Source organism: Providencia sp. UF-183 (assembly GCF_058246155.1).
Window position 1 is genome coordinate 11548 of record NZ_JBSICD010000019.1, and the last position, 20216, is coordinate 31763.

The 20216-nt window shown below is 40.5% G+C and carries 28 protein-coding genes and 1 other annotated feature; of the genes, 20 read left to right on the plus strand and 8 right to left on the minus strand.

Annotation, left to right across the window (positions count from 1 at the left end; genetic code table 11):
• Nucleotides 1-3: 3 nt before the first annotated feature.
• The 4 genes from AC4IFT_RS16410 to AC4IFT_RS16425 are packed head-to-tail and all read right to left on the minus strand — an operon-like array spanning nucleotide 4 to nucleotide 3544.
• The gene (locus AC4IFT_RS16410; protein ID WP_430252239.1) at nucleotides 4-870 is read right to left on the minus strand and encodes a metal ABC transporter permease; all 867 of its coding nucleotides are present in this window, start codon (nucleotides 868-870) and stop codon (nucleotides 4-6) included.
• Entirely contained in the window at nucleotides 863-1744 is an 882-nt protein-coding gene (locus tag AC4IFT_RS16415; RefSeq protein ID WP_490736142.1) for a metal ABC transporter permease, read from the minus strand. Before AC4IFT_RS16415 ends, AC4IFT_RS16410 begins: the two co-directional genes overlap by 8 nt.
• A complete protein-coding gene (locus AC4IFT_RS16420; RefSeq protein ID WP_490736144.1) occupies nucleotides 1741-2631 on the minus strand; it encodes a manganese/iron ABC transporter ATP-binding protein in 891 nt (296 codons plus the stop codon). Before AC4IFT_RS16420 ends, AC4IFT_RS16415 begins: the two co-directional genes overlap by 4 nt.
• A gap of 1 nt (nucleotide 2632) precedes the next feature.
• Nucleotides 2633-3544: a metal ABC transporter substrate-binding protein gene (locus tag AC4IFT_RS16425; protein WP_219248751.1), complete on the minus strand. Its 912-nt coding sequence runs from the start codon at nucleotides 3542-3544 to the stop codon at nucleotides 2633-2635.
• A gap of 284 nt (nucleotides 3545-3828) precedes the next feature.
• On the opposite strand from AC4IFT_RS16425, the gene AC4IFT_RS16430 reads away from it, so the two are divergent.
• Nucleotides 3829-4488, plus strand: coding sequence for a transglycosylase SLT domain-containing protein (locus tag AC4IFT_RS16430; RefSeq protein ID WP_490736147.1), 660 nt, complete (start codon nucleotides 3829-3831; stop codon nucleotides 4486-4488).
• Here the strand turns inward: AC4IFT_RS16430 and AC4IFT_RS16435 are convergent.
• Complete coding sequence (locus AC4IFT_RS16435; protein ID WP_219248748.1) at nucleotides 4482-5186, minus strand: MarC family NAAT transporter; 705 nt, start codon at nucleotides 5184-5186, stop codon at nucleotides 4482-4484. The two genes, AC4IFT_RS16430 and AC4IFT_RS16435, sit on opposite strands and share 7 nt — an antisense overlap.
• A gap of 462 nt (nucleotides 5187-5648) precedes the next feature.
• Here AC4IFT_RS16435 and fos point away from each other — a divergent pair, with 462 nt between their 5' ends.
• The 14 genes from fos to ihfA all read left to right on the plus strand — a co-directional run bounded on the left by fos (nucleotide 5649) and on the right by ihfA (nucleotide 16715).
• On the plus strand, nucleotides 5649-6062 hold the full coding sequence (gene fos, locus AC4IFT_RS16440) for a fosfomycin resistance glutathione transferase (protein WP_490736149.1): 414 nt from the start codon (nucleotides 5649-5651) through the stop codon (nucleotides 6060-6062).
• Nucleotides 6063-6079: 17 nt separating this feature from the next.
• Complete coding sequence (locus AC4IFT_RS16445) at nucleotides 6080-6589, plus strand: GNAT family N-acetyltransferase (RefSeq protein WP_490736151.1); 510 nt, start codon at nucleotides 6080-6082, stop codon at nucleotides 6587-6589.
• Nucleotides 6590-6738: 149 nt separating this feature from the next.
• Nucleotides 6739-7137 (plus strand): hypothetical protein, encoded by a 399-nt coding sequence (locus tag AC4IFT_RS16450; protein ID WP_490736153.1) that lies wholly within the window; start codon nucleotides 6739-6741, stop codon nucleotides 7135-7137.
• A gap of 99 nt (nucleotides 7138-7236) precedes the next feature.
• Entirely contained in the window at nucleotides 7237-7686 is a 450-nt protein-coding gene (locus AC4IFT_RS16455; protein WP_490736155.1) for a methyltransferase family protein, read from the plus strand.
• Nucleotides 7687-7756: 70 nt separating this feature from the next.
• The gene (locus AC4IFT_RS16460) at nucleotides 7757-8344 is read left to right on the plus strand and encodes a hypothetical protein (RefSeq protein WP_490736157.1); all 588 of its coding nucleotides are present in this window, start codon (nucleotides 7757-7759) and stop codon (nucleotides 8342-8344) included.
• Nucleotides 8345-8602: 258 nt separating this feature from the next.
• On the plus strand, nucleotides 8603-10531 hold the full coding sequence (gene thrS, locus AC4IFT_RS16465) for a threonine--tRNA ligase (RefSeq protein WP_490751929.1): 1929 nt from the start codon (nucleotides 8603-8605) through the stop codon (nucleotides 10529-10531).
• 3 nt (nucleotides 10532-10534) lie between these two features.
• Nucleotides 10535-11074, plus strand: coding sequence for a translation initiation factor IF-3 (gene infC, locus AC4IFT_RS16470; RefSeq protein WP_071524538.1), 540 nt, complete (start codon nucleotides 10535-10537; stop codon nucleotides 11072-11074).
• 381 nt (nucleotides 11075-11455) lie between these two features.
• Nucleotides 11456-11995: a translation initiation factor IF-3 gene (infC, locus tag AC4IFT_RS16475; RefSeq protein WP_219249470.1), complete on the plus strand. Its 540-nt coding sequence runs from the start codon at nucleotides 11456-11458 to the stop codon at nucleotides 11993-11995.
• 95 nt (nucleotides 11996-12090) lie between these two features.
• Nucleotides 12091-12288 (plus strand): 50S ribosomal protein L35, encoded by a 198-nt coding sequence (gene rpmI, locus AC4IFT_RS16480; protein WP_004263702.1) that lies wholly within the window; start codon nucleotides 12091-12093, stop codon nucleotides 12286-12288.
• A gap of 45 nt (nucleotides 12289-12333) precedes the next feature.
• Nucleotides 12334-12690 (plus strand): 50S ribosomal protein L20, encoded by a 357-nt coding sequence (gene rplT, locus AC4IFT_RS16485; RefSeq protein WP_004263714.1) that lies wholly within the window; start codon nucleotides 12334-12336, stop codon nucleotides 12688-12690.
• A gap of 87 nt (nucleotides 12691-12777) precedes the next feature.
• Nucleotides 12778-12905, plus strand: a sequence feature (Phe leader region).
• The gene (pheM, locus tag AC4IFT_RS16490) at nucleotides 12784-12828 is read left to right on the plus strand and encodes a pheST operon leader peptide PheM (RefSeq protein ID WP_219249469.1); all 45 of its coding nucleotides are present in this window, start codon (nucleotides 12784-12786) and stop codon (nucleotides 12826-12828) included. Its footprint overlaps the feature before it by 45 nt.
• Before the next feature lie 123 nt (nucleotides 12906-13028).
• Nucleotides 13029-14012, plus strand: a complete 984-nt coding sequence (gene pheS / locus AC4IFT_RS16495; protein ID WP_048606990.1) for a phenylalanine--tRNA ligase subunit alpha — start codon at nucleotides 13029-13031, stop codon at nucleotides 14010-14012.
• 14 nt (nucleotides 14013-14026) lie between these two features.
• Nucleotides 14027-16414, plus strand: a complete 2388-nt coding sequence (gene pheT / locus AC4IFT_RS16500) for a phenylalanine--tRNA ligase subunit beta (RefSeq protein ID WP_490751931.1) — start codon at nucleotides 14027-14029, stop codon at nucleotides 16412-16414.
• A 4-nt stretch (nucleotides 16415-16418) separates the two neighbouring features.
• Complete coding sequence (ihfA, locus tag AC4IFT_RS16505; RefSeq protein ID WP_206084012.1) at nucleotides 16419-16715, plus strand: integration host factor subunit alpha; 297 nt, start codon at nucleotides 16419-16421, stop codon at nucleotides 16713-16715.
• Nucleotides 16716-16824: 109 nt separating this feature from the next.
• Here ihfA and AC4IFT_RS16510 read toward each other — a convergent pair whose 3' ends face one another.
• The 3 genes from AC4IFT_RS16510 to AC4IFT_RS16520 form a co-directional block, all read right to left on the minus strand.
• Nucleotides 16825-17838 (minus strand): phage integrase, encoded by a 1014-nt coding sequence (locus tag AC4IFT_RS16510; protein WP_226693237.1) that lies wholly within the window; start codon nucleotides 17836-17838, stop codon nucleotides 16825-16827.
• Between the two features lie 93 nt (nucleotides 17839-17931).
• Nucleotides 17932-18144 (minus strand): hypothetical protein, encoded by a 213-nt coding sequence (locus AC4IFT_RS16515; protein WP_272669946.1) that lies wholly within the window; start codon nucleotides 18142-18144, stop codon nucleotides 17932-17934.
• Nucleotides 18141-18431 carry a helix-turn-helix domain-containing protein gene (locus AC4IFT_RS16520; RefSeq protein WP_036962131.1) on the minus strand — a complete coding sequence of 97 codons (291 nt, stop codon included), beginning with the start codon at nucleotides 18429-18431 and terminating at the stop codon, nucleotides 18141-18143. Before AC4IFT_RS16520 ends, AC4IFT_RS16515 begins: the two co-directional genes overlap by 4 nt.
• 94 nt (nucleotides 18432-18525) lie before the next feature.
• On the opposite strand from AC4IFT_RS16520, the gene AC4IFT_RS16525 reads away from it, so the two are divergent.
• The 5 genes from AC4IFT_RS16525 (at nucleotide 18526) to AC4IFT_RS16545 (ending at nucleotide 20216) form a co-directional block, all read left to right on the plus strand.
• Nucleotides 18526-18876, plus strand: a complete 351-nt coding sequence (locus AC4IFT_RS16525) for a hypothetical protein (protein WP_490751934.1) — start codon at nucleotides 18526-18528, stop codon at nucleotides 18874-18876.
• Nucleotides 18877-18884: 8 nt separating this feature from the next.
• The gene (locus tag AC4IFT_RS16530) at nucleotides 18885-19103 is read left to right on the plus strand and encodes a hypothetical protein (RefSeq protein ID WP_490751935.1); all 219 of its coding nucleotides are present in this window, start codon (nucleotides 18885-18887) and stop codon (nucleotides 19101-19103) included.
• Between the two features lie 138 nt (nucleotides 19104-19241).
• On the plus strand, nucleotides 19242-19673 hold the full coding sequence (locus AC4IFT_RS16535) for a DUF5347 family protein (RefSeq protein WP_490751937.1): 432 nt from the start codon (nucleotides 19242-19244) through the stop codon (nucleotides 19671-19673).
• A 68-nt stretch (nucleotides 19674-19741) separates the two neighbouring features.
• Nucleotides 19742-20002 carry a DUF2732 family protein gene (locus tag AC4IFT_RS16540; RefSeq protein ID WP_490751938.1) on the plus strand — a complete coding sequence of 87 codons (261 nt, stop codon included), beginning with the start codon at nucleotides 19742-19744 and terminating at the stop codon, nucleotides 20000-20002.
• Nucleotides 19995-20216 (plus strand): TraR/DksA family transcriptional regulator, encoded by a 222-nt coding sequence (locus AC4IFT_RS16545; RefSeq protein ID WP_490751940.1) that lies wholly within the window; start codon nucleotides 19995-19997, stop codon nucleotides 20214-20216. Before AC4IFT_RS16540 ends, AC4IFT_RS16545 begins: the two co-directional genes overlap by 8 nt.

Sequence of the window (20216 nt, forward strand, 5' to 3'; positions counted from 1 at the left end):
AGTTTAAGCCGTATGCATACTTTGGGGATTTGTTTGGCTCCGTTTACGCGCTAATACCAACTTGCTATAGATTAAGGCAATAACAAAATAAACGGCTTGAGTAACAACAATGGTTGGCCCTGTCGTTGCATTAATATGGAAGCTAAGAATAGTGCCAATCACGCTAGATGTGACGGAGGCGATAATGGCGACGATCAGCATTTTGCCAAAACTACGACAGAGAACAAACGCAATAATCCCTGGCGAGATCAACATGGCAATGACAAGAATGATCCCAACAGCTTGTAGAGATGCCACAATGGTCAAGGCCAACAACGACAACAGCCCATAATGAATCAACTTAACGGGCAAGCCAATCACACGTGCTTGGTTCGGGTCGAAGCAATACAGCATAAAGTCTTTACGTTTTAGCAAGATAATCGCAATGGTAATCCCTGCAAACAGTAAAATTTGCTTAAATTCACTGTCGGTTATCCCTAAAATATCACCAAATAGGATATGCGTTAGGTGCTGCTCGGTATCGATTTTGGCAAACATCACTAAACCGATGGCAAACATTCCTGAAAATACAATCCCCATGACGGTATCTTCTTTTATTCGGCTATTTTCTTTGAGGTAACCCGTCGCGACAGCGCAGAATAACCCTGAAGCGAATGCCCCAATAGCCAAAGGAATACCGAGCAGAGAAGCAATAATGATCCCCGGTAAAACGGCATGGGAAATGGCATCCCCCATGAGTGACCAGCCTTTTAACACTAAAAAGCAAGATAAAATAGCGCACACAGTGCCTGTTACGATGGCAGTGATTAACGCTTTTTGCATAAATGGAAAGGCGAAGGGGGCCATCAATAAGTCAATAAAATCACTCATGAGAGGCTCCTTGCTGGTGTAACCGAGCCACTTCTTTTTTCGCCTTGCGACGAGAGGCAAAAATACCGTGCTTTGGTGCAAAGAAGAAAGCCAATAAGAAAATAATGGTCTGTAATGTGACGATCAACCCACCTGTAGCGCCATTGAGGTAGTAGCTAATATACGCACCAACTGCGCTGGTTACCGTACCGATGGTTACAGAGATGATTAATAAGCGTTTAAACTGGTCTGTCAATAAGTAGGCTGTAGCGCCCGGGGTGACGACCATAGCTATAACTAAAATTGCGCCAACGGTTTGCAGTGCAGCAACGGTACAAGCGCTTAATAACGTAAAGAAAATGATTTTTAAGCGTAATGGGTTTAAACCAATGGAGCGCGCGTGGCTCTCATCAAAAAAGACGGCCAAAAGGTCTTTCCATAAGCACAATAAAACGATGAATGACACACCAATAATAATTTCAACTTGAAGCACATCTGCGTCTGCAATACCTAAAATATTACCGAAGATAATACTTTGTACGTTTACCGAGGTTGGGTTCAATGAAACTATTAATAAGCCCGCAGCGAAGAACGTGGAAAAGATAAAGCCAATAACGGCATCTTCTCGCAGACGAGTTAAATGTTTTATTAATGTCATCGCAAGTGCGGCAAGGATCCCTGTAAAAAAAGCCCCCGCAGCGTAAGGTAGGCCTAATGCATAGGCTCCAGCTACCCCTGGAACGACAGAGTGGGAAAGGGCATCTCCCATCAATGACCAGCCTTTTAACATCAAATACGCGGATAAAAACGCACAGACGGCACCGACAATGGCACTCACCCAAATGGCTTTTATCATAAAATCGTATTTAAAAGGCTCTAATAACAGATCAATCATTCTTCACCCTTAGGTGGATTTTTTCTCACCGGAGCATCATGATCATGTCCATAGAAAACCGCAGCTCGTTCATCATCGGTAATAACGGTAATTGACCGTGGGTCATCGTCATCATGCAGCTCTTGCCCTGACAGGTTGATGTGACGCAGCACACCACCGAAGGCTTGCTGGAGGTTTCTTTGGGTGAACGTGGTTTCCGTTGGTCCACTGGCTAATACAGTACGATTAATCAAAATGACTTGGTCACAAAACTCGGGAACGCTCCCTAAGTTATGTGTTGAAACCAAAATGAGATGGCCTTCATCACGCAAACTGCGAAGCAAGTCGATGATGGCATTTTCCGTTTTTACGTCAACACCCGTAAACGGTTCATCCAACAGCAATACTTTACCTTGTTGGGCAAGGGCACGAGCCAAAAATACCCGCTTTTTTTGTCCCCCTGAAAGTTCACCAATTTGCCGATGTTCAAGGCCAGCAAGGTCAACACGCTCAAGCGCCATCTTCACAGCATCTTTGTCTTCTTTTTTAGGGATACGGAAAAAACCCATTTTACCGTAGCGCCCCATCATGACGACATCGGATACTAGAACGGGGAAGTTCCAGTCCACTTCCTCGGTTTGCGGAACATAAGCAATGACGTTCTCTTTTAGTGCCGCTTTAATAGGTTGAGCATTTAATGTGACACTACCCGATGATGGGGTGACGAGCCCCATAATGGTTTTAAATAGCGTCGATTTACCACTACCGTTCACTCCAACGAGTGCACAAATGGAGCCACCCGTAATATTAAAACTCGCATCATAAATTGCGGTGTGGCCGTTGTTGTAAGTCACGGTTGCATCATCAACGACCAAATTTGGGTGCTCAAACTGATTAGAGTGATTCATATTACTGTGAAAATCCTTTGGCTATCGTGTCTACAGTGGTTTTTAACAGGTCGATATAAGTTGGCACAGGGCCGTCTGCGGTAGAAAGTGAATCTACATATAGAATGCCACCGTATTTAGCTCCTGTTTCTTTGCTGACTTGGCGAGCGGGTTTGTCTGAAATAGTGCTCTCGCTAAATACAACAGGAATATTATATTGGCGTACGGTATCAATCACTTTTTTAACTTGTTGTGGTGAACCTTGCTCTTCCGCATTGATTGGCCATAAGTAAACCTCTTTAAAGCCATAATCTTTTGTTAGATAGCTAAACGCGCCTTCACTGGACACTAACCAGCGCTCATTTTCTGGAATGCGATTTAAACGTTCACGCAGTGGTGCATCAAGGGCTTCAATCTGTTGCGTGTAATTTTTGGCATTGGTATTGTAGGTTTCAGCATTTTCAGGGTCATATTTAACCAATGCTTGGCGAATGTTTTCGATATAAATTTTTGCATTCGCAGGGGACATCCAAGCGTGTGGGTTTGGATTGTCTTTATATTCACCTTCACGAATTGGCATTGGCTCAATGCCCTCAGTAACAATGACCGCAGGGACATTTTTAAAGTTTTCAAAGAAACGTTGGAACCAAACCTCTAAATTCATACCATTCCATAGAATTAAATCGGCATCATAAGCCTTCATAATATCTTTGGGGGTGGGTTGGTACCCATGAATTTCAGCACCGGGTTTTGTAATTGACTCGACAATTGCCGCGTCTCCGGCTACATTTTGAGCAATATCTTGAATGATGGTAAACGTAGTGACCACTTTAAACTTTTTAGCAAACGCCGGTTGGCTAATAAAGAGCATTGCAGCTAATGCAAATACAGTGGTGAGTAAAGGTGCAGATAATCGAGATAAATTCTTCTTCATAAAAGTTGACCCTGACATTTTAGGCTTAACATTTTTTAACAGTATGGTTGTTATGGTTTATAACAATTCCATTTTATAACTCAACTGATAATGATTATCAATATCATTTATAAAAATAAACATAAAAAATGAGGAATTGCATCTATAGTTATTATTGGTTTTTATCACTCATTATTAATTTGTATGACTAAAACACGTCCTGAAGTAAAAGTTAAGTAAAAATTATTTTATTTTTCTTGGGATTAGTTATTCTCCCGTTGGCTTTGATAGCAGAGGATACAACAGTGAAAAAAATAATCAGCGGTACTTTTGTGCTACTGCTACTTGCCGGTTGCTCTAGTGAGCCAGATAGGCAAACAACAAAAACGCGTATGTTGGATAACCAAAATACGTTACCAACAACAGCACAAAATACCTCATTCCCTCGAACGCCGTTTGATGAATTCATTCGTGACTCTGCTTCGCGCTATAGCGTTGATGAAACACTTATTCGGGCAATTATTGAGGTTGAATCTAATTTTAGACCAGAAGTGGTGAGCAAATCGAATGCGATTGGCTTGATGCAAATTAAAGCCTCAACCGCAGGGCGTGATGCTTATCGTTTCCAAGGTAAATCTGGCGAGCCCAGCTCAAGTGATTTAAAAGATCCTCGGAAAAATATCGATATTGGCACGGCCTATATTCGGATATTAAGGGACCAGCATCTTGCGGGAATAAACCACCCACAAACACTGTATTACGCAACTGTCGTTGCATATGTGAATGGGGCGGGAGCACTGCTTAGAACCTTTGATAACGATAAAGGCAGGGCGATAGCGATGATTAACAACTTGTCGCCTGAGGAATTTTATCAGCATGTACAAACTAAGCATCCAGCACCGCAGGCCCCACGTTATTTATGGAAAGTTAAAAATGCCTACAATGCCTTAGCGATGTCTTATTGATACTCCGTTAATAAGTGTGGGAGTTGCGCGATAATTTCAACGATACCGTTGATAACAAATTGCACTCCCATACAAATTAACAAAAAGCCCATTACGCGAGCGATCGCATCAATCCCACTATTTCCTAACCATCTCATAATTGACGTTGCCCCTCGTAAACCAATCCACACAATCAAACTGGCTAAAAGAAACGTGATGACTGGTGCCACTTTAAGCACCCAAGGCGCAAAGGTCACATTTCCTTGCAGCGATGCAGTTGAGCTGATGATCATCGCAATTGTACCGGGCCCCGCAGTGCTTGGCATGGCTAAAGGAACGAAGGCAATATTTGGCGATTCTTGGCGTTTTTTGGACACGCTAGGGTCATCTAATGGTGTTGTTGATGAATCATCGGATGAGTCATTATTTGGAAATAGCATTCCAAAACCAATAAAAGCAACAATTAACCCACCTGCAATGCGTAAACCTGGTATTGATATACCAAATGTATTCATCACAAGTTGCCCTGCATAAAAAGCAATGGTCATTATGGCAAAAACATAGATTGAAGCGAGAAAAGCTTGGTGATTGCGTTGCTCTTTGGTCATATTTGCTGAGATGCTCAGCATAACTGCAATTGCCGTTAAGGGGTTAGCTAGCGGAAGGAGCAAAACGAGGCCAATGCCAACGGCTTGAAAGAGTTCGAGGAAATTTGTCATAGGGGGATATCAAGCTCCTAATTATAAAAGTAAGTGAATTTCCTTAACCTAAATAATAACGAAATTTGTTATAGATCTGTATCTTAGCATTTTTAAGTGCGTTAATGTTTTATTATTGAATTGGAATTAAAGCAATGAAGATTAGGAATAAGTGCGTACTATAATTCATCAGTGATGAGTGGAGTTGTTCACATTAACTGTGGATAACTGCCGCATTCGTTTGTGAGTAACTTGGGTAAATACTTATTTTACAAACAGATAGCTGTCTGCGCTAAAAGTATGCAATTTTGCTAGGCAAAAAAAAACCTTCTTATGGGGGCCATAAAAAGGTCAAGGGCATCTATTAACAGGTTGTCTAATGTCGATGTGTTAGTGATTATATCCTTTGCAATGTGTTTTACTGGTAATTTATGTAAATTCATTAAAAGATATTTTTTTAATATATAAAAAGAGATAAATAATATGTTGAATGGCATTAATCATTTAACTTTGGCTATAACACACTTAGAAAAAAGCATTTATTTTTATCAAACGCTATTAGGGATGAAATTACATGCTAAGTGGAACCATGGGGCGTATATTTCGTGTGGTGATTTATGGTTGTGTTTGTCCGTTGATACATCACGTCAACATTTGGCTTCGAGCGAAACAGATTATACTCACTATGCATTTTCCGTTTCAGAGAGTAATTTTCCTCTGCTAGTTAATACGCTAAAAGAAAACAAAATTGTGATGTGGAAAGAAAATAAGAGTGAAGGGGACTCTTTTTATTTTCTCGATCCTGATGGGCATAAGCTAGAGTTGCATGTTGGTGATTTAAGCCAACGTTTAAAAAGCTGCCAATTCGCACCTTATGACGGTATGGAGTTTTATTAATTGGTAAGAAGGAATATATGGAAATCTTAACACTTTCTACAATAGACAATTATGAGCAACAATTAGCCCAGTTATTAATTGATAGTGTCGAACAGGGTGCTTCTGTAGGGTTTCATGCCCCACTAGCGGTTGATGAAGCACTAGATTATTGGCAACAAATAAAGTCAGATTTAATGCAAAAAAAACGTTTTCTTATGGTGTGTATTGATGATGAGAAAATAGTAGGTGCTGTGCAAATTGCATTATGCTTAAAGGCTAATGGCTTGCATCGTGGGGATGTTGAAAAATTGATGGTTCATAGCCAGTTTCGACAACGCCGGATTGCAACGGAGTTGCTCAATTATGCCGAGAGAATAGCACTGGAAAATCATCGGACTTTATTAGTGCTCGATACCCGTAGTCAAGATGTTGCATCGGTATTATATCGAAAACAAGGATACATCGAGGTTGGTGAAATTCCGCGCTTTGTGGTTAATTCACAAGGTCAATTTGAAGGGACGACACTTTTTTATAAGCAATTAACTTAAAGCTGTCTCATTAAATAGGAAAGATAAGGTTTCTTTAAATAGCCGAAAGTCGCTAGAATTTTCTTTACAAAGTATTTTTAATTTTAAAAATTGCTTTACGCACAGTTGTATATCCTATGCTCAAGTTATTTTGAATTGTAGGATTGAGTATGAAAAAGCTGATAGCGACGTTTGCTGGGGCATCAATGTTATTTATTTTAGCTATCGCAATAATGCTCATTGTTTTTCCTCAGCAATGGAAACAAAATATTTACCCAAGTTTGTCACAAGTGATCCCTGCGTCATTAAGTTCCGTATTGCCGCAAGGCCTTGTCAGCAATAATGTTTGTGATAGTTTGGAAAACAACCTACAAAGTTTTGCTGATTACCTAAAGGTGAATCAAGACATTGTGGATATAAAAGGTATGAATAGTCTGGATGAACAACTAGCAAATATACAAGCTAGAGTAGACTCGATGCCTTCAGATGTTCGTAATTTAGTATGCCAACAGGAATACAGCAAATTAGAAGGTCTAAAAAGCGTGTTTTCATTAGGGCGCAGTAATTAATTTTTTGCATTTGTTATTCACTCCACAAGAGACAACACAAAGTTCCCTCGTTGTTTTATGCTATGCTGATTAACCTCATTCAGAGTTAAAGGCAGCATAATGAGAATTTTAAAATATCCATTATTAAACTGGCTAGTCGCCAATGGTGTGGCAGTTTATTTTTTATTCAAACACGATGCTTTAGTTTGGCAGTTTTCAGGTTGGATGGGGATCCTCGGTATCTTAGTCGCTCTCGAAAGTGTCAGTTGGGTGGCTACGAGCTTATTTTATTTTTATAAACATAAAACATCACCAAATCCAAGTGTTCAAGCAACGCACCTTGTTACTAATGGTCCCTATCGACTATCCAGAAATCCGATGTATTTAGCTTTTACTTCCATGAGTTTAGCATTGGCTTTTTTTTCACACTCACCTTATTTTTTAGTCTCTGGCTTAGTTTTTTGGTTGATGACAGATTTGTATACCATCCCGCAAGAAGAACGCTTTTTATCAACTGCATTCAGTGAGGAATGGGAACGTTATCGCAAACAGACTCGACGTTGGTTATAAATTAATGTTAATGAGACGCTTTCTCAATTATAATAATCATTACTTTTTACTTTGATTATTAGGAATATCAATGAACTACCAAGTTGCACCATTTTGGATTAATTCAGGAAAGCTAGCATGCTTAATTGTAATAAGCCTGTTTTTAGGTTTTTTTTCGGTCAGCGGGTTTATTGCCTATTTGCTGGCAATCGGTGTGGCCTGGGCAGTCGTCGTTTCTTTTAAAATTCATGCAATGAAAGAAAAGGGACTTATTTTAAAAAACAGTGATGTTTCTGATTGGATGGTTTATATCCAAGGCATTCCTGTCGAAGAGAAAAGACAATCTTTAGCGAATCCTTGTTTTGCTATTTTACAGCAGGGTCAATCGTTCTTTGGTAAAGCGCTTATATTAAGGGCGCTTATTCAAGCTGTTTTTTGCGTGTATATCCTTCAGCAAATCTATTTTGTGAATAATATTTATGTGCAAATATTCTCATTGATGTTTGCGGCGTATATTTTGTATTCGCTATGGAACACCTTACAGAATTACATTGCGATTAAACAAAATAAGATAATTACTGAAGAGTTAGTTGCACCCAGTGGATCCCATTGGTATCGCCTTTCATTCATGAAAAAAGAAAAACGAATTCCTGCTTTGGAGAGCTTATTCGCCATTTAATCGGGAAGGTGTTGATTTTTCATATATTGAGGCACAATAAACGCCTTTGCGCTATCGCCATAAAATATGTCTGTGTTATCATTGATAGTTGAGTAACTAGCGATGTATCAATTTATGTTGACTTGAATTGCCTATAATTGTGTACATATCTCGCACAGTGAAGTGAGAAATCGTTAGTAACGTATTGATTTATAAACTTTGGAATAATCAAGCAAGTGATCTGGCGTGTGGGTCACCACTGCTGATAAGGATTTTTTAATGCCTGTTATTACTCTTCCTGATGGAAGTCAGCGTCAGTTTGACCATCCTGTTTCTGTGATGGACGTGGCTCGCGATATTGGTGCGGGTTTAGCAAAAGCATGTATCGCTGGTCGTATCAACGGTGAACGTGTTGATGCATGTGAAATGATTGAACATGATGCAAACGTGTCCATTATTACGAGTAAAGATGATGACGGACTCGAAATTATTCGTCACTCTTGTGCCCACTTATTGGGTCATGCAATCAAACAATTATGGCCAAACACCAAAATGGCTATCGGTCCAACTATCGATAATGGTTTTTACTATGATATCGATTTAGACCATATGCTGACGCAGGAAGATTTGGAAAAGCTTGAAAAGCGCATGCTTGAGCTTGCCAAAACAGATTATGACGTGGTGAAAAAACGTGTTTCTTGGGCGGAAGCTCGCGAGACATTTGTTGCCCGTGGCGAAGACTATAAAGTCGAAATCTTGGATCAAAATATTAGCCAAGACGACCGTCCTGGTTTATATCATCACGAAGAATATGTGGATATATGCCGTGGCCCGCACGTACCGAATATGCGTTTTTGCCACCACTTTAAATTACAAAAAGTGGCAGGTGCCTACTGGCGCGGCAACAGCGATAACAAAATGCTGCAACGTATTTATGGCACAGCATGGGCTGATAAAAAACAATTAGCGGCTTATTTATTACGTTTAGAAGAAGCGGCTAAACGCGACCACCGTAAAATTGGTAAACAGTTAGACTTATACCACATGCAAGAAGAAGCGCCGGGTATGGCATTCTGGCATAACGATGGTTGGACAATCTTCCGTGAACTGGAAACTTTTGTACGTACAAAACTGAAAGCATATAACTATCAGGAAGTTAAAGGCCCATTCATGATGGACCGCGTACTGTGGGAGAAAACAGGTCACTGGGAAAACTACAAAGATGCGATGTTCACTACATCTTCTGAAAACCGTGAATATTGTGTTAAGCCAATGAACTGCCCAGGTCACGTACAGATTTTCAACCAAGGTTTAAAATCTTACCGTGATTTACCATTGCGTATGGCAGAATTTGGTAGCTGTCATCGTAATGAGCCATCAGGTGCACTGCACGGTTTAATGCGTGTACGTGGCTTTACGCAAGATGATGCACATATCTTCTGTACTGAAGAGCAAATCTTAAGTGAAGTGACTAGCTGTATTGAAATGATTTATGACGTTTATGCGACATTCGGTTTTGAGAAAATTGTTGTTAAACTGTCAACTCGTCCTGAAAAACGCATCGGTACTGATGAGATGTGGGATAAGGCTGAGGAAGATTTAGCGAATGCACTGAAATCAAAAGGCATTGAATTTGAATATCAGCCGGGTGAAGGTGCATTCTACGGTCCGAAAATTGAGTTTACACTGTACGACTGCCTTGACCGTGCATGGCAATGCGGTACTGTTCAGTTAGACTTCTTCTTACCGGGTCGTTTAACAGCTTCCTATGTGGGCGAAAACAATGAACGCATCGTTCCTGTTATGATCCACCGTGCGGTGTTAGGTTCATTAGAACGCTTCATCGGGATCTTAACTGAAGAGTATGCAGGTTTCTTCCCAACATGGTTAGCACCACAACAAGTGGTTGTTATGAACATTACAGACGGTCAAGCCGACTATGTTCAAGAATTAGTAAGCAAGCTGCAAAGTGTTGGCATTCGTGCGAAAGCGGACTTACGTAACGAGAAAATCGGCTTTAAGATCCGCGAACACACACTGCGTCGTGTCCCTTACATGTTAGTCTGTGGTGATAAAGAAGTTGAATCAGGTAAAGTTGCCGTACGTACCCGTCGTGGTAAAGATTTAGGCAGCGTTGATGTCAACGAATTCACAACAGAACTGCTAAAAGAGATCCGCAGTCGTCAACTCAATCAGATGGAGGAATAAGGTATTAAAGGCGGAAAAAAACTCCCAACAGCACGTCCAAATCGTATTAACGACGAGATCCGTGCGACTGAAATCCGTGTCACTGGTTTAGACGGTGAGCAACTTGGCGTCATGAGCGTGCGTGAGGCACTCTTTAAAGCAGAAGAAGCGGGTGTCGACTTAGTCGAAATCAGCCCAAATGCTGAGCCGCCAGTTTGCCGTATTATGGATTACGGTAAATATCTTTATGAGAAGAGTAAGTCTCAGAAAGAACAAAAGAAAAAACAAAAAGTTGTTCAAGTGAAGGAAATTAAATTCCGTCCAGGAACAGACGAAGGTGACTACCAAGTTAAATTGCGTAGTTTAATTCGCTTTTTGGAAGATGGTGACAAAGCTAAAGTTACGCTGCGTTTTCGTGGTCGTGAAATGGCACACCAACAGATTGGTCTGGAAGTGCTTAACCGCATCAAAACTGATCTGGATGAACTGGCGTCAGTGGAGTCATTCCCTTCAAGAATTGAAGGGCGCCAGATGATCATGGTATTGGCACCAAAGAAAAAATAATTAAGCCAGTATGGTAATAGTTAAACAGCGTTCATTTGGGCGCTGTTTAACGTATTTTTTCAATAAAATGAGATGGTTTTACGTATACTTATCGCGCTTTTTTGAGTGTAAAACCGAGTATGAAATTGACAGTTTCGACCCTCCTGAGATTAAAAATCTTACGCAAATGCTAAGTTTTCAAATACGTTAGCGCGATTTATTTCAATATTTACTTGAGTAATCGGGCAAGAAGCATTAAAATCCGCGGTCGAATCGCTTTGTCGGTTTTTATAAATGCTGACAAACAAAGAATATTGTACGCGCGTTAATTTTTAATAAAATAACGGGTGTATATGCTTGAGAGAATATGCAAATCTCTTTATCCAGTTGGAGGAATGAAGTATTAAAGGCGGAAAAAGAATCCCAACAACACGTCCAAATCGTATCAACGATGAAATCCGTGTTCCTGAGGTCCGTTTAACAGGTTTAGACGGTGAACAGTTAGGCATTATGAGCGCGCGCGAAGCGCTTGAAAAAGCTGAAGAAGCGGGTGTAGACCTCGTTGAAATTAGCCCAAATGCTGAACCGCCAGTTTGTCGTATTATGGACTACGGCAAATTCCTTTATGAGAAGAGCAAGTCTCAAAAAGAGCAGAAAAAGAAACAAAAAGTTGTTCAGGTGAAGGAACTTAAATTCCGCCCTGGTACGGATGAAGGCGATTATCAGGTCAAACTACGCAACCTGATCCGCTTCATAGAAGATGGTGATAAAGTTAAAGTCACGCTGCGTTTTCGTGGTCGTGAAATGGCTCACCAACAGATCGGTATGGAGATGCTTAACCGCATCAAACAAGATCTGGAAGAGTTAGTTACTGTTGAATCATTTCCTTCAAGAATTGAAGGGCGTCAAATGATCATGGTGCTAGCACCGAAGAAGAAATAATTAGGCCTGCAAGTAATATTCATTCATAGCAATATGAACGTTATTCGCCTAGTTAATTCGTAGTTAATAACAATGCGAAGTTGGAAATTAAAGAAATGCCAAAGATTAAAACTGTACGTGGCGCAGCAAAGCGCTTTAAAAAAACTGCAGGCGGTGGCTTTAAGCGTAAGCATGCAAACCTTCGTCATATCCTGACTAAAAAGTCAACTAAGCGTAAACGCCATTTACGTCCGAAAGGAATGGTATCTAAAGGCGATCTGGGTCTGGTAGTTGCTTGCCTGCCTTACGCATAAGTAAACAATTTAGTTAATTAAGATAAAGACGATAGGAGATAGCTTATGGCTCGCGCAAAACGTGGTGTAATCGCACGTGCACGTCACAAAAAAATTCTGAAACAGGCGAAAGGTTACTATGGTGCACGTTCACGTGTTTACCGCGTAGCGTTTCAAGCGGTAATCAAAGCTGGTCAATACGCTTACCGTGACCGCCGTCAACGTAAACGTCAGTTCCGTCAACTGTGGATCGCGCGTATCAACGCTGCGGCTCGTCAGAACGGCCTGTCTTACAGCCGCTTCATCAATGGCTTGAAAAAAGCTTCAATTGAAATCGACCGTAAGATCTTAGCAGACATCGCAGTTTTCGATAAAGCAGCATTCACTGCTTTAGTTGAAAAAGCGAAAGGCGCTTTAGCTTAATTGTTTGCTTGAAAAGAGGAGGGTAACTTCCTCTTTTCATTTATAGTTATTTATGTTACTACTTTAATAACGTATTTTATTGGAAAGTTATCAATGCATGCTGTTATTTTTCGTTTCTTTTTTTACTTTAGCACCTGAAGTTCGGGGGCTTTTTCGCGTAAAGAAAGAAGAAACGAAAAGTTACGCTAAAGCCTCCTTAGGGAGGCTTTTTTGTTTTTAGTTTTAGATTAAATACAGTAAAATCAGTTAGGTACTCATCCATTACTTAATGGAATGTGGAGCTTAATAAATTTAGTGAATAACTAGCAAAAAGACCAAGTGGTCATAAAGGGGAAACAATGCCACATCTCGCTGAGTTGGTTGCACAGGCAAAAGCAGCCATTGAACAGGCCCAAGATGTTGCTACGTTGGAGTCAGTGCGTGTTGAATTTTTAGGCAAAAGCGGCCATTTCACACTCCAGATGAAAACGTTGCGTGATCTGCCAGCTGACGAACGTCCAGCAGCAGGGGCTGTGATAAATGAAGCCAAAGTACAGGTTCAAGATGCGCTGAATGCCCGCAAGGATGCAATGCAAGCTGAGATCCTCAATGCACGTCTTGCTTCAGAGAAAGTCGACGTGTCATTACCTGGGCGTCGAATGGAAAATGGTGGGTTACACCCAGTGACCCGTACAATTCAGCGAATTGAAGAGTTTTTTGGCGAGTTAGGTTTCTCCGTAGAGACTGGCCCTGAAATCGAAGATGATTACCATAACTTTGATGCGCTGAATATTCCTGCTCATCATCCAGCACGTGCAGATCACGATACATTCTGGTTTGATGCAAAACGTTTGTTACGTACTCAGACCTCTGGTGTGCAAATTCGTACTATGAATGGGCAACAACCACCAATCCGTATTATTGCTCCGGGTCGCGTCTATCGTAATGATTACGACCAAACTCACACCCCAATGTTCCATCAAACAGAAGGTTTGATAGTTGATAAAGACATTAGCTTTACCAACTTAAAAGGCACATTGCATGATTTCCTGAATAATTTCTTTGAAGAAGAAGTTCAGGTACGTTTCCGCCCATCTTATTTCCCGTTTACTGAGCCTTCAGCCGAAGTTGATGTGATGGGTAAAAACGGAAAATGGTTGGAAGTATTAGGTTGCGGAATGGTACACCCAAATGTATTACGCAATGTAGGTATTGATCCAGAAGTTTACTCTGGATTTGCATTTGGTATGGGAATGGAACGTCTGACAATGTTACGTTACGGTGTTTCTGACCTACGTGCATTCTTCGAAAACGATCTTCGTTTCCTCAAACAGTTTAAATAAGGCGGGTTTATCTCATGAAATTCAGTGAACTCTGGTTACGCGAGTGGGTGAACCCGGCGATCAGTAGCGAAGCATTATCAGACCAAATCACTATGGCAGGCCTCGAGGTTGATGGCGTTGAAGGTGTTGCTGGTGAGTTTCACGGCGTTGTTGTCGGTGAAGTGGTTGAATGTGGTCAACACCCAAATGCAGACAAACTACGTGTGACAAAAGTCAACGTGGGTGGTGAGCGTTTATTAGATATTGTTTGTGGCGCACCAAATTGTCGCCAAGGCCTAAAAGTCGCAGTTGCAACAGTCGGCGCGGTATTACCGGGTGATTTTAAAATTAAAGCGGCGAAATTACGTGGTGAGCCGTCTGAAGGTATGCTGTGCTCATATTCAGAGCTGGGTATTTCTGATGACCACAGTGGCATTATTGAATTACCACTTGATGCAACTATTGGTACAGATATCCGTGAATATTTAAAATTGGATGATAATGCAATCGAAATTAGCATTACACCAAACCGTGCAGATTGCCTAAGCATTTTAGGGGTTGCGCGTGATGTGGCGGTTATTAATAAGTTAGAATTAACTGAACCTGCAATTAATACAGTTTCAGTCACCACGAAAGACACTTTCCCAATTCGTGTTGAAGCGCCAGAAGCATGTCCACGTTTTGTGGGCCGTGTGATTAAAAATATCGATGTTTCTGCACCAACGCCATTATGGATGAAAGAAAAACTGCGCCGAGGCGGTGTTCGTTCTATTGATGCAGTTGTGGATATCACCAACTATGTCTTACTGGAAATGGGCCAACCGCAGCACGCTTATGATTTAGACCGTTTAGACGGTGCTATCGTTGCGCGTATGGCGAAAGACGGTGAAAAGCTGGTTCTGCTTGATGGCAGCGAAGCAACGCTAAAATCAGACACGTTAGTGATTGCCGATGAGTCTAAAGCATTGGGTATTGCGGGTATTTTTGGTGGTGAACACTCTGGTGTAAACGCAGAAACAAAAAATGTTTTATTAGAATGTGCATTCTTTAATCCACTGTCGATTACTGGCCGTGCTCGTAACTATGGTTTGCATACTGATGCATCACACCGTTTTGAGCGTGGTGTGGACCCACAACTGCAATTCAAAGCGATTGAGCGCGCAACAGCGTTGATCGTGGAAATTTGCGGTGGTGAAGTCGGTGAAATTATTGATGTTACTAGCGAACAGCATTTACCAAAAGCGGCAAATATTAAACTGACTCGTCATAAATTAGACCGTTTAATTGGTCATTTTATTGAAGATAATTTAGTCACCGATATTCTAACTCGCTTAGGCTGCAAAGTGACTGTTTCAGAAAATACGTGGGATGTTGTTGCTCCGAGCTGGCGCTTCGATATGCAAATCGAAGAGGATTTAGTCGAAGAAGTTGCACGTGTTTATGGTTACAACAGCATTCCTGATGTGCCATTACGCGCTGACCTCATTATGACGGATCATAAAGAAGCGAACCTGCCGTTAAAACGCATTAAAACGGTATTAGTTGACCGTGGTTATCAAGAAGCGATTACTTATAGCTTTGTAGACCCGAAAATTCAGTCTTTATTGCATCCTGCACAAGACGCGCTTCTATTACCAAACCCAATCTCTGCTGATATGTCAGCAATGCGTTTATCGCTGTGGACTGGTTTATTGAGCACGGTTGTCTATAATCAAAATCGTCAGCAGAACCGAATTCGTTTATTTGAAACGGGGCTGCGCTTTATTCCTGATAATCAAGCAGAATATGGAATTCGCCAGGAACCTATGCTTGCAGGTGTGATCACGGGCAATAGATTTGAAGAACATTGGTCATTAGATAAACAAGTTGTTGACTTCTTTGATTTAAAAGGTGATCTTGAAGCTGTTTTTGAATTGACTGGGAAACTAAATCAAATTACATTTAAATCTGAAGCACATCCTGCATTACATCCGGGGCAAAGTGCTGGGATTTATCTGGAAAATGAACATATTGGCTTTATTGGTGTTGTTCATCCAGAATTAGAACGTAAACTCGATTTAAATGGTCGTACGGTGGTGTTTGAGGTTCGTAGTGATGCGATAGCACAACGTGTCATCCCTGAAGCTAAGGCGATTTCACGCTATCCATCGAATCGCCGTGACATCGCTGTGGTCGTGCCAGAAAATGTAGCAGCTGCAGAAGTTTTGGCAGAGTGTAAAAAAGTTGGCATAAATCATATAGTTGGCATAAACTTGTTTGATGTGTATTGTGGTGAAGGGATAGCGGAGGGTTATAAGAGCCTTGCTATCAGTCTCGTCTTCCAAGATACCCAGCGTACGATGGAAGAAGAAGAGATTACCGCTACCGTTGATCTGTGTGTTGCTGCGTTAAAACAGCGATTCCAAGCCTCCTTGAGGGACTAAACCTATGGCGCTTACTAAAGCTGAAATGTCAGAAAATGTGTTTGAAAAATTGGGTGTTAGCAAACGTGATGCTAAAGAACTGGTCGAAACTTTCTTTGAAGAAGTTCGCCTTTCTTTGGAAAACGGTGAGCAAGTAAAATTATCTGGATTCGGTAACTTTGATTTACGTGATAAAAATCAACGTCCCGGACGTAACCCAAAAACTGGGGAAGATATTCCAATTACTGCACGACGTGTTGTTACTTTCCGCCCAGGCCAAAAATTAAAAAGCCGCGTGGAAAAAGCAACGCCAAAAGAGTAATCATATCAATTCAATTTGGTATAGAAAAAGACCGCCTAGGCGGTCATTGCCAGCCCCAGAACATCGGGGCTGGCAATATTTTTCAATAGCTTACGAATATTGAGATACGTTAATTCGCATCATTACACCCCATATCGGTGGATGGAATGTGGATGCCTCCCCTTAAAGGGTTGCATGAAATGGCCTCATTTAAATAGTCAGGGGCAAAGTGTGCGTATGTCATTGTTTGCTGAATACTCGCATGACCCATGATTTTTTGAAGAGTGAGGATATTGCCACCGTTCATCATAAAGTGCGCTGCAAAAGAATGCCGTAAAACATGCACGGCCTGACCATGCGGCAAATCTGGTTTAACTTCTTTCAGTATTGATCTGTAGGTCACATAATCAACATCGAAAAGTAATCCAGAATCTTTTACTTTTACAGTTCTCATTACATCATCAGAAATGGGAACAGTTCTATGTCTACCATTTTTCGTTTTCATAAATGTAACTCGTCCATGTAATAAGTTTTCAGCCTTTAAACTAATGGCCTCTCCCCATCTTGCCCCCGTACTTAGACATAAAATAGTTATGCGTAAGTAATCATCGGTCATGACATTAAGTAATTTTTCAATATCACTTTTTGTCAAATAGGCCATTTCTGGTTTTTCTTCTTTCAACTTACCAAGAGACTTAATCGGGTTATTTTTAGAGCACTCGCCAATTTCGGCCAATGAAGTAAAAATGCTCATTAGCAAATTAAACTCTCTATTGATAGTTGATGCTTTAACGCCACTTTGTAATCTATCAGAGCAGTACCTAGCCAATAACTTAGGTGTAATTTGGTATACAGCAGGATTACCCATATCCTTAGTTATTCTTGTTAAAATAGCCTTGTATTTTTGGGAATACTTTAGGTTGCGACCAATAAAATTCCACCAAATATCACATATATCATTAAGTGATCTGTAGTCTCTTGATTCGCTGTTCCACTCTTCACTATTAGCCGTTAGCATGACGCTTCTTTCATAAGCTATTGCATCGGCTTTCTTTTTAAATATCCGCTGAACTCTCTTTCCTGATCTGCCCTGCGGTCTGATATCCACTTTGTAACGTCCACCTTCAAGCGCTTTAATTGTCATAACTGCGCCCTCCGGTTAAACGAGGTAATTCTAGATTTTCATTAAAAACATAGTGTTGGTATATTTCCAACCAATTTTTGTACGTAAAAACAACTAGATTATTGGAGCGAGCCCACTGTGTGCGATAGCCGGTGATATTTGACCAGCCTCGGGGATAATTTTTCCAGTTGCCAACCAAACACTATATTTTTCTAACTTCGGGTGCTTCAAGAAATTTTCCACAGAAAGCCAGTTGATATTTTGCGGTACCGCCATTTTAATCTTTTCTACATGTAGCATTTCGTTAAGCTTCTCATTTAAGGTCATGCTTGTTTTTCCTCGTCTGTTTCATAATTTTTAGGGTCATAAAGTGCAGGTGCTATTTGTCCTACTTCTGGGGCAATTTTTCCTGTGACAAACCAAAGTGCATATTTTTCAAATTTTGGATTGCTAATAATTGAAGTAATTACATCAGCATTAGGCACTGTTTTTCCGTTTTCATAACGCCATAAAGCATCCCTACTTAAACCAAGCATTTGCGCGGTTTCGGGTAAACTTGTAAGCCGTTCACTTTCTCTCATGAGTTTTAATTTCTCAGATACACTTAGACGCATGTTGCAATTCTCCGACATATGTATTAATGTTGTCTTATTAAATGCCATAAGGGGTATTTTGTTAATGAAATACCCCAATAGGAGAGATTATCACATGAATGAGAAATTGTTAGAACTGTTGTTCAAAATTCCAGACCCGATCACCGCTGATGAATTTTGTCGTCGTACTGGCAAGTCAGAAAGTAGTGTTAGAAAGCTGATGGATCGCCGTCGTTTACCTATTCGCACAGAGCGCCAAATTCACGGTGAGGGGTTCAGTGATATGCGTTTAATGATTATGTATAACGAGTATTTAGAAATGTGCTGGGAAGTCGCTCGTAAGCTTCCAGCGGCAGAGCGAATGGGATGGAAAGATAGCTGGTTTAAGCGAGCTAAAAAACTTATGGAAGATTTAGATGTCGTTCCAGACAATTTAAAATCTGTAACGAACGCTTTAAAGGGTTAGGTGAAAACATGAGAGCTTGTATAGAGCAAATATCAACCCATAGCTTTCAGTATCGTAATTTCCTGATTGTAATGTTACCCGCTAAAACATTGAACCCAGTGACCCGCTTTCATGTTCAACATAATGAATGCTCATTTGGTTTGTTTGATTCGATGGTTCAATCAACTAAGTATATTGACTCTTTATATGGTGAAAAAAATGACTCAATTACATTTGCAGCAGCATAAACATAAATTAACTGGTTCATCCGTTAATAAATTTAAAAGCAATAAAAAACACCAATTATCTTTGATGGATAAAATATTATTGGTTGGTGGTATTTTGTTTTTCTTGTACTTATTCTCAGTTGCTATTAGATAAAAACAATGGGTAATTCCGCGGCTGTATTAGTGAAAACTAAACAGTTAATCCAGTTGCTAGACAACGTAAAGCAAGATGCAAGGCCAGCCGATGCAATCGCTCACCAAGCGAATATCAAGCTTTATCAGAACCAAGGGGCAACCTTTGAAAGCCGAGTCAATGGACTAAATCAAGCCGCAAAGTTAAGAACTTCAGTATTCCATTCTGATAAGGAAAATCCAGATAATAGAGAGCTAGCTGGTTTTATTGAATATTTAAGGTTAAGCGATGAACGGATGCTAAATATGATTTTTTATTTAGCGGCAATAAAAAACAAACAACATCACTTTGGCTTCGATGAATTTAATAAAGAGGAAAAGCAGTCCATTATTTCAGCAGTAAATCAAATTAAAGCACTCGCGGCGCTATTACCAAAACATATCGCCATGCCTATTTAAGGTAAAGAAACATATTAATGACGTTAGCGCGTCAGGGATTTCTACATTCTAAATTTGAGGGTTTGATAATGAAAAATAAAGTAATAAAACCAATATTAATTGGTGCTGATACTGCAGTGGGTGAACATGATTATTCAGTTGTCGCTATCAGTATTAAAGCGATTCGCGAGGATGAACGCAAAACAATGCTGGATAAATTTTCATCCCGCCTTGATGCCATTGCGTGCAAATTCATCAATGAAAAATTAAATGATGAACAAATTCACCAGTTATTGGTGAGTGAATCTATCCATTTATCAAATCTGGCTGCGGAGTTAGATCATGTCTAAAGAAATTGACCGCGCCAGCGACCACGAAATGCTCATGCGTGAGCAACAAATAAAAACCATTACTAATCGCTTAGTCAGTGTTTCCGCTTTTGAATGTGAAGACTGCGACAAACCGATTCCAGAAAAGCGCCGCATCGCATCTCAGGGCTGCATTCGTTGTATTGACTGCCAAACGATTTTTGAGCTTAAAAGTAAACATTATCGGAGCGTGTGA